The organism is Plantactinospora siamensis (assembly GCF_042434095.1).
In the GTDB taxonomy this organism is placed as follows: Bacteria; Actinomycetota; Actinomycetes; order Mycobacteriales; family Micromonosporaceae; genus KBS50.
On sequence record NZ_JBHLUE010000036.1, the window covers coordinates 136661 to 149244 of the forward strand.

Annotated in this window: 12 protein-coding genes; 2 read left to right on the top strand and 10 right to left on the bottom strand. The window is 75.8% G+C overall.

The window, feature by feature from the left end; genetic code table 11:
- Positions 1-240: 240 nt before the first annotated feature.
- From ACFFHU_RS31560 to ACFFHU_RS31595, 8 genes are all read right to left on the bottom strand, one after another.
- The gene (locus ACFFHU_RS31560) at positions 241-1119 is read right to left on the bottom strand and encodes a hypothetical protein (protein ID WP_377344233.1); all 879 of its coding nucleotides are present in this window, start codon (positions 1117-1119) and stop codon (positions 241-243) included.
- A gap of 122 nt (positions 1120-1241) precedes the next feature.
- Positions 1242-2180 (bottom strand): copper transporter, encoded by a 939-nt coding sequence (locus ACFFHU_RS31565; protein ID WP_377344212.1) that lies wholly within the window; start codon positions 2178-2180, stop codon positions 1242-1244.
- 24 nt (positions 2181-2204) lie between these two features.
- A complete protein-coding gene (steA, locus tag ACFFHU_RS31570; RefSeq protein ID WP_377344213.1) occupies positions 2205-3386 on the bottom strand; it encodes a putative cytokinetic ring protein SteA in 1182 nt (393 codons plus the stop codon).
- 129 nt (positions 3387-3515) lie between these two features.
- On the bottom strand, positions 3516-5273 hold the full coding sequence (recN, locus tag ACFFHU_RS31575) for a DNA repair protein RecN (RefSeq protein ID WP_377344214.1): 1758 nt from the start codon (positions 5271-5273) through the stop codon (positions 3516-3518).
- A 90-nt stretch (positions 5274-5363) separates the two neighbouring features.
- Positions 5364-6248, bottom strand: coding sequence for an NAD kinase (locus ACFFHU_RS31580; RefSeq protein WP_377344215.1), 885 nt, complete (start codon positions 6246-6248; stop codon positions 5364-5366).
- A gap of 58 nt (positions 6249-6306) precedes the next feature.
- Complete coding sequence (locus tag ACFFHU_RS31585; protein WP_377344216.1) at positions 6307-7137, bottom strand: TlyA family RNA methyltransferase; 831 nt, start codon at positions 7135-7137, stop codon at positions 6307-6309.
- A 104-nt stretch (positions 7138-7241) separates the two neighbouring features.
- Positions 7242-7673 carry a hypothetical protein gene (locus ACFFHU_RS31590; protein ID WP_377344218.1) on the bottom strand — a complete coding sequence of 144 codons (432 nt, stop codon included), beginning with the start codon at positions 7671-7673 and terminating at the stop codon, positions 7242-7244.
- 19 nt (positions 7674-7692) lie between these two features.
- Positions 7693-8505: a phasin family protein gene (locus ACFFHU_RS31595; protein ID WP_377344219.1), complete on the bottom strand. Its 813-nt coding sequence runs from the start codon at positions 8503-8505 to the stop codon at positions 7693-7695.
- A 144-nt stretch (positions 8506-8649) separates the two neighbouring features.
- Between ACFFHU_RS31595 and ACFFHU_RS31600 the strand changes: the two genes are divergently transcribed.
- Positions 8650-8988: an SCP2 sterol-binding domain-containing protein gene (locus tag ACFFHU_RS31600; RefSeq protein ID WP_377344220.1), complete on the top strand. Its 339-nt coding sequence runs from the start codon at positions 8650-8652 to the stop codon at positions 8986-8988.
- 140 nt (positions 8989-9128) lie between these two features.
- Here ACFFHU_RS31600 and ACFFHU_RS31605 read toward each other — a convergent pair whose 3' ends face one another.
- Together ACFFHU_RS31605 and ACFFHU_RS31610 are read right to left on the bottom strand one after the other, a co-directional pair.
- Positions 9129-10313, bottom strand: a complete 1185-nt coding sequence (locus tag ACFFHU_RS31605; protein ID WP_377344222.1) for an HAD-IIA family hydrolase — start codon at positions 10311-10313, stop codon at positions 9129-9131.
- On the bottom strand, positions 10310-11281 hold the full coding sequence (locus ACFFHU_RS31610) for a tetratricopeptide repeat protein (protein WP_377344223.1): 972 nt from the start codon (positions 11279-11281) through the stop codon (positions 10310-10312). The genes ACFFHU_RS31605 and ACFFHU_RS31610 overlap by 4 nt, the downstream gene beginning before the upstream one ends.
- On the opposite strand from ACFFHU_RS31610, the gene ACFFHU_RS31615 reads away from it, so the two are divergent.
- Positions 11258-12584 (top strand): hypothetical protein (locus tag ACFFHU_RS31615; RefSeq protein WP_377344224.1); only part of this gene is annotated, 1327 nt, incomplete at its 3' end. The genes ACFFHU_RS31610 and ACFFHU_RS31615 overlap by 24 nt on opposite strands.

Consider the following 12584-nt stretch of genomic DNA (forward strand, 5'->3'; position numbering starts at 1 on the left):
CGGCTCCCGGCCTGGCTTCCTCGACCGCGCCGGGCTCCGGTCCCTCGACCGCGGCCGGTCCAGCGTTCCCGCCGGCGGCCGGGGCGGGGTTCCCGGCGGCGGGGTTCCCGGCGGCGGGGTTCCCGGCGGCGGCCGGGGCGGCGTTCCCGGCGGCGGGGTTCCCGGCGGTGGCCGGGGCGGCGTCCGGGATCCCGCCGGCGCGGCCCGGCGCGCCGGTGTCGCCCGGCGGCGCGGCGCCGCTCACGGTTTGGTCGGCCGCCGGCCGAGCGCGTCCAGCTCCCGCAGCACCGGCGTGGCCTGGATGACGCGGGTGAAGCTGACCTTCTCGCTGGCCGCGGTGAGCGCTACCAGGCCGGCCAGCACGGCGGCCCGGCCGCGTGGCCCGGTCCGGGCGGCGAGGGCGACCCCGAGCAGCGCGCCAAGCGCGTTGGCGCCGCTGTCGCCGAGCATCACCCGCTCGTCGAGGTCGGCTGGCAGCAGCGCGGCGGTCGCGCCGAGCGGCCCGGCCACCAGCCCGCCCGCCGGGCCCCCGGCGAGCGGACCACCGACCAGCAGCGCGGCCTTGGCCGCACGCCCGGGACGCAGGTCGAGCAGGTTGATCAGGTTGGCCGTTCCGGCCACCACACCGGCGCCGAGCAGCACGTCCAGGGTGCGCGCCGCGGGGCCGCCGGACCGGCGCGGGTGCCGGCGTACCGCGGGATCGGCCGCGAGCAGCGCCGCAGCGGCCAGACCGGAGAGCCCCACGCCGGCGATCTTCACGAGCCCGCTGCTGACCCGACCCTGGGACAGCGCCCGCAGATGGCCGGCGAAGCCCTTGTCGGCCTTCTGCTCGGGCCGGGCGCCCACCACGTCGTCGTACAGCCCGACCGCGCCCGAGCCGAGCCCGGCGGCCAGGGCCGCTGCCGCGGCCGGCCCGCTGGGCGCCCCGGCGGCGGCGCCGAGGGCCGCCCCGGCGGCCAGGGCGGGCCCGGCCGCCAGCGTCACCGACCGGCCGTGGAAGTTCGTCCGGGACAGCGCGGCCGCGTGCCGGGATCCGCCGACCGCCCGCAGCGCCGTGCGGGCCAGCACGGCGCCGGCGGCGGCCGCCGCCAGCCGCCGCGGAAGAGACCGGGCGCTCACTGTGCCGGCCTTGTTCGCGACTGCGGGGCTCACTCGCTGCGCTCGCTCACTCCTCGCGCTCACTGTTCCGGCCTTGTTCGCGACTGCGGGGCTCACTCGCTGCGCTCGCTCACTCCTCGCGCTCACTGTGCGGGGATGTTGGGGACCGGGGAGGTGGCGCCGGTGCCCAGCCCGTACTGGCCGGCCTTGCGCACGGTGATCTGCTCGATGACCGCCAGCGCGGTCACCACCTGGCCCTGCACGGTGGTGGAGTTGTCGACCGTCGAGACGGTCTTGGACAGCGCCGCGTCGTCCCGCACCGCGCTGACCACGTTGCCGGCGCTGGTGCCGCTGCCGGCCACCACCGCCACCCCGGCCCGGTCGAACTGCGTGGTCATGGTGACCACCGACTGGTCCTTCTTGGCCGAGTCCCGGTCGATGTACGGCTGCCCGCTGACCACCACCACGGCCTCGGCGGGACTGGTCAGCTTGTCGCTGACCGTGATGTAGCCGGCCGTCGTGTACGTGGACAGCACGGCGCGGCGGTCGGCCTCGCTCACCGCGGGCGCGCCGGGCCGGTCCAGCAGCGCCGCGGCCCAGAGGGCGCTGGTGGTCTCCACCCCGTCGCTGTTGCCCGGCAGCGAGCTGGCCGGGATGCTCGGCCGGGCCGCCTTGGCGGCGAGCTCCAGCAGCGTCACCCCGTTGTTTGGATCGACGAACTTGTCCTGCACGTCGACCCGGCCGGTGATGGTGGCCCCGGACATCCGCAGCATGTCGGTGACCCCGTCGACGTGGTCCCGGCCGCTGGGCAGGGTGACCAGCAGCACCCGGCGCCCGGTCAGCTTGCCGGTCAGCAGCATGGGCGCGGTGTCCCGGGCGAAGTCCTCCTCGCGGTTCACCTCGTCCTGCAGGCTGTCGACCTTCTGCCGCAGCTGGGAGTTGTCCTTGCGCAGCGCGGCCACGTTGTTGCTCAACGAGTCGGCCACCTCGCCGTTCAGCGCCGCCGTGCCGACGACGAGGCCGATGGCCAGCGCCAGGAACACCGCCGTCAGGGACACCACGTGGTACCGGAAATTAATCACACCGCAGCCTCTTGATCGTCGGCCTCAGGAGAAGAGTTGCCCGAGCTGGAAGACCAAATTGTCCCACCACTCGGAAACCAGCCCGAGATAGGCCTTGCCGACCGTGGAGACCGCCACCGCGGACGCCATGGCCGCGACGGCGGAGAGCACGAGGAGCAGCAGCGATGAGCCGGAGATGCTCTGCCGGTAGAGCCGGCTCACCCCCTTGGCGTCGACCAGCTTGCCGCCCACCTTGAGCCGGGTCAGGAAGGTGGAGGCCATCCCGCCGCGGCCCTTGTCGAGGAACTCGACGAGCGTGGCGTGGGTGCCGACCGCGACGATCAGCGAGGCGCCCTTGCCGTCCGCGAGCAGCATGGCGAGGTCCTCGCTGGTGGCCGCGGCCGGGAAGGTCTGCGCGCTGACGCCCAGCGAGTGCACCCGCTCCAGGCCGGGCGCTCGGCCGTCCGGGTAGGCGTGCACGATCACCTCGGCACCGCACCGCAGCACGTCGTCGGTGACCGAATCCATGTCGCCGACGATCATGTCGGGGGTGTAGCCCGCCTCCACCAGCGCGTCGGCGCCGCCGTCCACGCCGATCAGCACCGGCTTGAACTCGCGGATGTACGGGCGCAGCACGTCCAGGTCGGCCTTGTAGTCGTAGCCCCGCACCACGATGAGGCAGTGCCGGCCCCGGATGTGGGTGTCGATGTCGGGTACGCCCACGCCGTCCAGCAGCAGGTCCCGTTCCTGCTTGAGGTAGTCCATGGTGTTGGCCGCGAACGCCTCGAGCTGGACCGACAGCCCCTCCCGGGCGTCCGCCATGGCCTTGGCCACCGACTCGGCGTCCTGCCGGGTCCCGTGCGCCACCGGCTCGTCGTTCACCAGCACGGTGTTGCCGTCCACCCGGACGGTGTCGCCCTCGTGGACCTGCTGGAAGACGCTCTCGCCGAGGTCGTCCACCAACGGGATGCCGGCGCCGATCAGCACCTCGGGGCCGAGATTCGGGTAGCGGCCGGACACAGACGGCTTCGCGTTGAGCACGGCCGCCACGCCGACCGCCACCAGCGAGTCGGCGGCCACCCGGTCCAGGTCGACGTGGTCGATCACCGCGACGTCGCCCGGGCGCAGGCGACCCACCAGACGCTTGGTCCGGCGGTCCAGGCGGGCGGTGCCGACCACGATCCCCGGTTCCGCGGACCGGGAGCGGCGCAACGTGGGTAGACGCATCGCCACCATCCTGGCATGCGAAGCCGAGTTTCCATGGCCGACATGCCCCGATCGGGGCCTCGCCACACCTGGTACCACCCGGTTTCGACCCGGTTATGACCCAGGTCACAGATCGGATGGGCCCCGGCCTCAGCCCCGCCGCTCCCGGGCCGCGACGGCCAGCAGCTCCTCGGCATGCGCGATACCGAGGTCGGAATCCGGCAAACCGGCCAACATCCGGGCCAGCTCCCGGGCCCGCTCGGTGTCCTCCACCACATGCACCCCGCTGGTGGTCACCGCGCCACCGGTGTCCTTGGCCACCACGAGGTGCCGGTCGGCGAACGCCGCGACCTGCGGCAGGTGGGTGACCACCAGCACCTGGTGGCTGCGGGCCAGCCGGGCCAGCCGGCGGCCGATCTCCACCGCCGCCTGGCCGCCCACGCCCGCGTCCACCTCGTCGAACACCAGGGTTGGCGGCCCACCCGAGCCGGCGAAGACCACCTCGATGGCCAGCATCACCCGGGACAGCTCGCCGCCGGAGGCGCCGCGCTGCAGCGGCAACGACGGCGCGCCCGGGTGCGCCAGGAGGCGCAGCTCGACCTCGTCCACCCCGTCCGCGGCCACCCCGACCTCGGCGTCGTCGACCCGCAGCGTCGGCTCACCCCGGCCCGGAGTACGCGGCAGCACCGCCACCTCGATCCGGGCGTGCGGCATGGCCAGCCCGGCCAGCTCGACGGTCACCTGGTCGGCGAACCGGGCGGCCGCCTCCCGGCGCGAGGCGGACAGCCGCGCGGCCAGCTCGGCCACCTCACCGGCCAGCCGCTGCCGCTCCCTGTCCAGCTCCTCGAGCAGCTCATCCGAGGTGTCCAAGTCGGACAGTCGCGTCCGGGCCCGCTCGGCCCACTCGATGACCCCGTCCACGTCGTCGGCGTACTTGCGGGTCAGCGCGCGCAGCGCGGCCCGGCGCTCGTACACGGTCTGCAGCCGGGCCGGGTCGGCGTCCAGCGCCGCCAGGTATGCCGACAGCTCGGCCGAGACGTCGCCGACCAGCGTGGCGGCCTCCTCCAGCCGCGCCGCCAGCTCACCGAGCGCCTGGTCCACCCCCGACTGGGCCTCCAGGGTGCGCCGGGCGGTGCCGAGCAGTCCCGTGACGTCCGGCGTCTCGTCCATGGCCTCGCCCGAGCCGGCCACGCACTGGTAGGCCACCTGGGCCGCCGTGCGCAGGCCCTCGGCGTGCTCCAGCCGCTGCGCCTCCTGCTTGAGGTCGTCGTCCTCCCCCGGCTGCGGGTCGACCCGGCTGATCTCGTCCAGGCCCAGCCGCAGCAGATCGGCCTCCTGGTTGCGCTCCCGGGCGTTCCGCCGGCGGTCCGCCAAGTCGTCGGAGACCCGCCGCCACTGCGCGAACGCGTCCCGCACGGCGGACAGCAGCTTCTCGTGCTCCGGGCCGGCGAACCGGTCCAGCGCGGCGCGCTGCTCGGCCGGCCGCAGCAGGCGCAGCTGGTCGGACTGGCCGTGCACCGCGACGACCCGCTCGCCGATCTCGGCGAGCATCGACACCGGCATGCTGCGACCGCCAACGTGGGCCCGGGACCGGCCCTCCACGGTCACCGTCCGGCTCAGCAGCACCGACCCGTCCTCGTCGGGCTCGCCACCAGCGTCGGTGATCCGGGTGTGCACGCCCGTGGCGACCGGCTCGGCCAGCCGCAGCCGGCCCTCCACCAGCGCCCGCCCGGGCTGTGCCCGGACCCGACCGGCGTCCGCCCGACCCCCGAACAGCAGGCCCAGGCCGGTCACCACCATGGTCTTGCCCGCGCCGGTCTCGCCCGTGATGACGTTCATGCCGCCGGTCAACGGCAGGGTCGTGTCCTCGATGACGCCCAGCCCGGTGATGCGAAGCTCGTCCAACACAGCCACCGACAGTAGTAGCGAGCGCCGACACTTGACCACTCGGCAGACCGGCCGTGCGCGTCGCGCCGGACCGCGCCCGGCCGTCACGGCTCAGCGCTGGTTGCCCCGCCAGCCCTGCACGGGCAGCCCGAACTTGGCCACCAGCCGGTCGGTGAAGGGCCGGGGGCGCAGCCGGACGATCCGGACCGGCAGGTGGCCGCGCTGCACGCTCACCCGGGCGCCGGGCGGCAGGTCGTACACCCGCCGGCCGTCGCAGCACAGCACCGCGAGCGTCGTGTACGGGTCGACCGTGATGGCGAACGTCGATGTGGGCGCGGTCACCAGCGGCCGGCTGAACAGCGCGTGCGCGCTGATCGGCACCAGCAGCAGCGCCTGCACCTCCGGCCAGACGACCGGCCCGCCGGCCGAGAAGGCGTACGCGGTGGAGCCGGTGGGCGTGGCGCAGACCACCCCGTCGCAGCCGTACCGGGACAGCGGGCGGCCGTCCACATCGACCATCAGCTCCAGCATCTGGGCCCGCTGGCCCTTCTCGACGCTCACCTCGTTCAACGCCCAGGACTCGATGACCGGCCCGCCGTCCACCTCGGCCCGTACGTCGAGGGTGAGCCGCTCGTCCACCGTGTAGTCCCGCTCGACGACGTCCCGGACCGCCCGGTCCAGATCGCCGATCTCGGCCTCAGCCAGGAAGCCCACCTTGCCCAGGTTGATCCCCAGCAGCGGCGCCCCGGCCGGCCGGGCCAGCTCGGCGGCCCGCAGGAACGTGCCGTCCCCACCGAGCGCAAAGACGATCTCGGCGCCCTCGGCCGCGCCGGTCCCACTGACCGGCACCATCCCCTCCAGGTCCAGGTCCTCGGCCTCCTCGGCCACCACCCGCACCTCGAAGCCGGCCTCGATGAGGTCGGCCGCCACCGCCCGAGCATGCTCGGTGTTACGCCGCCGCCCGGTGTGCGTCACCAGCAGTGCGGTCCGGCCCACCAGCTCTCCTTCGTCGCCGCAGCCACGCGGGTCCCCCACGTCGCCGTACCCTTCAGGTCTACTCCGCCGCCGTCGCCCCGGGTCCGGCGGGACCGGCCGCGACAACCTCCCGTACCCGCTCCGCGTCCGCGGCAGGCGCTCCGCGGCGCAACCATACGAAGAATTCGACGTTCCCGCTCGGCCCGGGCAGCGGGCTGGCGGTCACCCCCGCCAGGCCGAGGCCGAGGCCCGCCGCCGCGGCCGCCACGTCGAGCACCGCCTCGGCGCGCAGCCCCGGATCCCGGACCACGCCCCCGGCGCCGACCCGCTCGCGGCCCACCTCGAACTGCGGCTTCACCATGAGCGCGAGGTCGCCGTCCGCCGCCGTGCAGGCGGCCAGGGCCGGAAGCACCAGCCGCAGCGAGATGAACGACAGATCCGCCACGGTCACCTGGACCGGTCCGCCGATGGTCTCCGGCGCGAGGGTCCGCACGTTCGTCCGCTCGAAGACCCGCACCCGCGCGTCCCCCCGGAGCGACCACGCCAGTTGCCCGTACCCGACGTCCACCGCCACCACCTCGGCCGCACCGGCCCGCAGCAGCACGTCGGTGAACCCGCCGGTGGAGGCGCCGGCGTCCAGGCAGCGCCGGCCGGTCACCCGCAGGCCCGCCGGCCCGAACGCGGCCAGCGCGCCGGCCAGCTTGTGACCGCCCCGGGAGACGTATTCGGTGCCCGGGTCGGCGCCGAGGACCCGGACCGGGTCGGCCGGGTCGACCATGGCGGCCACCTTGCGGGCCACCTGGCCGCGGACCTGGACGCGGCCGGCGTCGACCAGGCCCGCCGCCTGCTCGCGGGAGCGGGCCAGGCCGCGGCGGACCAGTTCGGCGTCGAGTCGGGTGCGACGTGCCATCGGGCGGGGACTCTCCGGTACGGGGTAGGCGGGTGGTCGGGGCGGGCTCGCGGCCGACCGGCCGGGCCCGGGCGGCGTGGGGCCGTGCTGCCCCCGCCAGCCTCTCAGCTCTGGTCGATGCCGGCCAGCGTCTCCTGCAGGGTCTGTAGCGCGGCCTCGTACTGCGCGATCTGGTCCGCCGGGGACAGCTCGGCCGCGTTGGTGATGCCGCGCAGCGCCGCGTCCACGGCCGGATGAGTCGGCTCCGGACCCTCCCCGCCGCCGCTCCCGACGGCCCCGGTGCGGGCACCTCCGGTCGCTCCGCCGCCGGTCGTTCCGCCGCCGGTCACTCCGCCCCCGGTCGTTCCGCCCCCGGTCGTTCCGCCACCGGTCGGGGCGCCGCCGGTCGGGGCGCCGCCGGTCGGGGCGCCGCCGGTCGGGGCGCCGCCGGTGAAGGGCAGCCGGCCGGGGCCGGGCATGCCGGGTGCGGGCGCCGGGCGCGGCGGCGCGGGACGCGGCGGGCCCGGTCGGGGACCGGGGCGGTCGGCGTTGTTCACGGGCACCTCTCTGCGCTGGTCACGCCGCCGGGGGCGGCGGCTGGTTCCGGGCGGTCGCCTTGCGGGCCGGCGTCGGGGGCAGCCGCTTGGCGTCCACCCGCTTGGCGCGCGGCGCCGACCCGCGGTCGGCCGGGGCCGGACCGGGCCGGATGGGTTCGACCGAGCTGTTCCCGGCCGGGGCCGCTCCCCGAGCGGTCGACGCCGCGCTCTGGGCGGTCGACGCTGTCGACGTCGCGCCCGGGGCGGTCGGGGCAGCCGATGCCGCGCCGGGGGCGGTCGACGCCGCGCCCGGGGCGGTCGACGCCGCGCCGGCCGGGGCCGTACCGGCCGCGCCGGCCCTCGCCGGGCCGGCCTTCCTGGCCAGGGCCTTCTTAGCGACGGCCTGCTTGGCCACCGCCTCCTTCGCGACCGCCTTCTTGGCGACGGCCTTCTTGGCGACGGCCTTCTTGGCGACGGCCTTCTTCGCCAGGCTGCTCGGGGCGGCCGTCTGCGGGGTCATGGCGCTCGCGGCCGGGGCCGTGCCGGACCCGCCGCGCGCCGTCCGCAGCTCCGCCTCGAGCTGGTGTACCCGGGCGGTCAGCTCGGCGACCTCCTCGGCCGTCGCGAGCCCGACCGCGCCCAGGGCCCGATCCACCTCGAACCGGACGAGCTTGGCCAGCGCCTCCCGGTTGCCCAGGCCGGTCGCGAACAGCTCCTCGGCGAGGGACTGCAACTGCGTCGCCGTCGCTCCGCCCTGACCCACCGCCCGGCGCACCGCGGTCTGCGCCCGCCGCCGGGACGACTCGGTCAGGCCGAGCGCCATCTCCAGGTAGGCCCGCCACGCGTCCTGCATGCCCGAATCCTCTCCAGATGTGTCTGCTCCGGCTGTCACGCTACCGGGCGCTTGCGCCCGCCGGTGTGCGGTACGGTGCCGGTTAGCGATCGTGCCGCCCACCCGCGAGGAGACGGCGAGGCGGGTCGACGGAGGGAGCGGACGGTGGCCAGCGTTGACGAGTGCCGGCAGGCGCTGCACGATCTTGCGGCGCGGCTGGACGCCAACGCCGACCGGGTACGTGATCGGGTCGACCTGGACCGCACCCTCGCCTGTCGGATCACCGACCTGCGAACCGCCTTCCACGGGCGGCTGCGGGACGGTCGCCTGCTGGACCTCGCCGACGGCGATGATCCGAAGGCCAAGGTGGCGCTCAGCACCACCAGCGACGATCTGCTCGCGCTGGTTCGCGGCGAACTGGACGTGCCGAAGGCTCTCGCCGCCCGCCGGATCTCGATCAGCGCCAACCCGTTCGACCTGCTGAAGCTGCGCAAGCTCCTCTAGCCCGGGCCGCACGAGGGCGACCGAGCTGGGGCGAAGTCCGGGCGACGGTCGGTCCTGTCCGCCGGCCGGGTTCGACGGCCGACGACCGCACCCGCGGCGACCGCCGCGCAAGGGCGGCGACGGCCCCACGGCCGGAGCGGTCAGTCCGACCCGCCGTCGGGGGCCGGCAGCGACAGCTCCGCCGCAGCCCGGCGGGCGTCCGCACCCACCGGCCGGACGGCCGTGATCGGCGTCCCGGACCAGGCCGCCGCGCAGAGTGCGCGCAGGGCGGCCAGCGGCCGTCCCGAGCCGGCCAGCTCCGCCGTGCCGTCGGCCACGCGCACCCGCCAGCTCCGGTCGTTCCCGGCCGACCCGTCGCCCGTCGCGCTGGGGTCCGCCGGGCCGTCGCTCCCGGCGCTGTTGCTCTTGCCGCCCTGCGCCTTGGCGGCGGCGTGCGCCTCGGCGCCGTCGGCCTCGGCGCCGTCGACGTCGGTGCCGTCGACGGCGGCGCCGGACGGGTCGGGCAGCCGGACCGTCCGGTCGGCATCGAAGAGGCCGCCCAGATCCGTCGCCACGTAGGTGGGGCGGGCCGAGGGCGGGCAGCTCAACAGGTCCGCCGCCCCGCTCACGCCGGTGAGGACCAGCAGGCTGTCCAGGCCCGCTCGCCGGGCGCCCTCGATGTCGGTGTCCAGCCGGTCGCCGACCGCCAGCACCGGGCCGCCGGCCCGCGCGGCCGCCGTACCGAACAGGGCCGGCTCCGGCTTGCCGACCACCGCGTCGGGCTCCCGGTCCAGCGCGGTACGCAACGCGGCCACCAGGGACCCGTTGCCGGGCAGCGGCCCCCGCGGGCTGGGCAGCGTCCGGTCGGTGTTGGTGGCCACCCAGAGCGCGCCGGCGCGTACCGCCACCGCCGCCTCGGCAAGCTCCCGCCAGCCGACCTGCGGCCCGTACCCCTGCACCACCGCGGTCGGCTTGTCCTCAGCCCCGGTGACCGGGGTGAGACCGGCGGCCGCCACCTCGGCGCGCAGGGCGTCCGCCCCCACCACCAGCACGGGGGCGCCGGCCGGCAGCCGCTCGGCCAGCAGCGCGGCGGCCGCGCCCGCCGAGGTGAGCACCTCCTCGGCGCGCGCCGGTACGCCCATTCCGGTGAGCAGTTCGGCCACCTCGGCGGACCGGCGGGAGGCGTTGTTGGTCACGTAGGTGAAGCCGACGCCCTCGTCCCGCAGCCGACCGACCGCCTCGGCAGCGCCGGGAATCGGCCGGTCGATCAGGTAGATCACGCCGTCCAGGTCGAAGACGACCAGCGCATACCCGTCGACCAGCCGGCCGCCCGCGGAGCCGGTCACGGAGCCGCGGGGCCGTCGGTACGCGGCCGCTCGGCACCGGCCGGGTCCGGCTCGCCGCTACCGGGCGCGGCGTCCCGATGGTCCGGCTCACCATCCGGGTCGATCGGCTCGGCGCGGTCCTCAGCCCGGTCGTCGTCCTCCGCCCGGTCGTCGTCCTCGTCGTCAGCCAAGTCGTCGTCCTCGTCGTCAGCCAAGTCGTCGTCCTCGACGTCGGCCTCGTCGTCGTCCTCGACGTCGGCCTCGTCGTCGTCCTCATGGTCGTCGTAGTGGTCATCCGCGTCCGCGTCCTCGGCGTCGGCCTCGTCGGCATCGTCGGCGTCGGCGTCGGCGTCGGCGTCGGCGTCGGCGTCGGCGTGATCGTCGTCCTCGTCCTCGTCGCCCTCCAGCACCACGCCGTCGAGCTCGAGCAGCCGCTCGGCCGCGTCCGTCTCGGACTCCTCGTCCGCCTCGGCGGCCCGCGCGAACCATTCCCGAGCCTCGTCCCGCCGCCCCACGGCCAGCAGCGCGTCCGCGTACGCGTACCGGAGACGGGCCGTCCACGGCCGTACCGGCTCGGCGGTGAGCTCCCGGACCTGGAGCATGGCCACGGCCGCGTCGCCCTGGCCCATGTCTGCCCGGGCACCCGCCGCGACGATCAGCAGCTCGATGGCGCCGGCCTGGTCCTGCGCCGCCCGGTCCGCGCCGCGGAAGAGGTCGACCGCCCGTTCCGGCCGGCCCAGCGCCCGCTCGCTGTCCGCGATCACGGCCAGGTGCGTCTGCCGTCCGCTCATCCGGTGGTACGTCCGCAGCTCGGCGATCGCGGTCTGCCACTCGCCCGCGTGGTACGCGGTGAGCCCCACGGCCTCGCGAACGGCGGCGATCCGGGAGGCCAGCCGGCGCGCCGCGATCGCGTGCGCCAGCGCCTCCTCCGGAGCGTCCTCGATCAGCTGACCCGCCGCGACGAGGTGTCGGGCCACGGTCTCGGCCACCGGCTTCGCCAGCGAGAGGAGTTCGGCCCGTACCTCGGTGTCGAGGTCAGTGGCCTTGATCTCGTCCGGCAGGGCCGGAGCGGCCGGGCCCTGGTCCGCGCCCTCGGCCGGGCCGGGACGATCGGAGCGCGCCGGTCCGGCGTCCCGGTCCCGGCGGTCCCGGTCGCGGAAGCCACCCTCGCGGCGGTCGCCGCCGCGGAAGCCGCCCTCACGCGGACCCCGGTCCTGGTAACCGCCCTCGCGACGGTCCCCACCCCGGAAGCCACCCTCACGCTGGCCCCGGTCCTGGTAACCGCCCTCGCGACGGTCCCCACCCCGGGAACCACCTTCACGCGGACCCCGGTCCTGGTAACCACCCTCGCGACGGTCCCCACCCCGGAAGCCGCCCTCACGGCGGTCCCCGCCACGGAAGCCACCCTCGCGGGAGCCGTCCTGCTGACGATCGCCGCCTCGGTAACCGCCCTCGCGACGGTCGCCGCCACGGAAACCGCCCTCACGCGGACCCCGGTCCTGGTAACCGCCGCCCTCGCGACGATCCCCGCCACGGAAGCCACCCTGACGGTCGCCGCCGCGGAAGCCGCCCTCACGGGAACCGCCCTGCTGACGATCGCCACCGCGGAAGCCGCCCTCACGGGTGCCCCGGTCCTGGTAACCGCCCTCACGGCGGTCCCCACCCCGGAAGCCACCCTGACGGTCGCCACCACGGAAACCGCCCTCACGGGAACCGCCCTGCTGACGATCGCCACCGCGGAAGCCGCCCTCGCGGGAGCCGCCGTGCTGACGATCGCTGCCGCGGTAACCGCCCTCGCGGCGGTCGCCGCCGCGGAAGCCGCCCTCACGCGGACCCCGGTCCTGGTAACCACCCTCGCGACGGTCCCCACCTCGGAAGCCGCCCTCACGCGGACCCCGGTCCTGGTAACCACCCTCGCGACGGCCCCCACCTCGGAAGCCGCCCTCACGCGGACCCCGGTCCTGGTAACCACCCTCACGGCGGTCACCGCCACGGAAGCCACCCTCACGGGAGCCCCGGTCCTGGTAACCACCCTCACGGCGGTCACCGCCACGGAAGCCACCCTCACGCGGACCCCGGTCCTGGTAGCCGCCCTCGCGACGATCCCCGCCACGGAAGCCGCCCTGACGGTCGCCACCGCGGAAGCCACCCTCGCGGGAGCCGCCCTGCTGACGATCGCCGCCGCGGAAGCCGCCCTCACGCGGACCCCGGTCCTGGTAGCCGCCCTCGCGACGATCCCCGCCACGGAAGCCACCCTGACGGTCGCCACCACGGAAGCCACCCTCGCGAGAA

Coding starts and splice junctions, on each gene's coding strand:
- steA (WP_377344213.1), bottom strand. CDS start 3,386: ATGCGTCTACCCACGTTGCGCCGCTCCCGGTCCGCGGAACCGGGGATC.
- ACFFHU_RS31585 (WP_377344216.1), bottom strand. CDS start 7,137: ATGGCACGTCGCACCCGACTCGACGCCGAACTGGTCCGCCGCGGCCTG.
- ACFFHU_RS31595 (WP_377344219.1), bottom strand. CDS start 8,505: ATGCAGGACGCGTGGCGGGCCTACCTGGAGATGGCGCTCGGCCTGACC.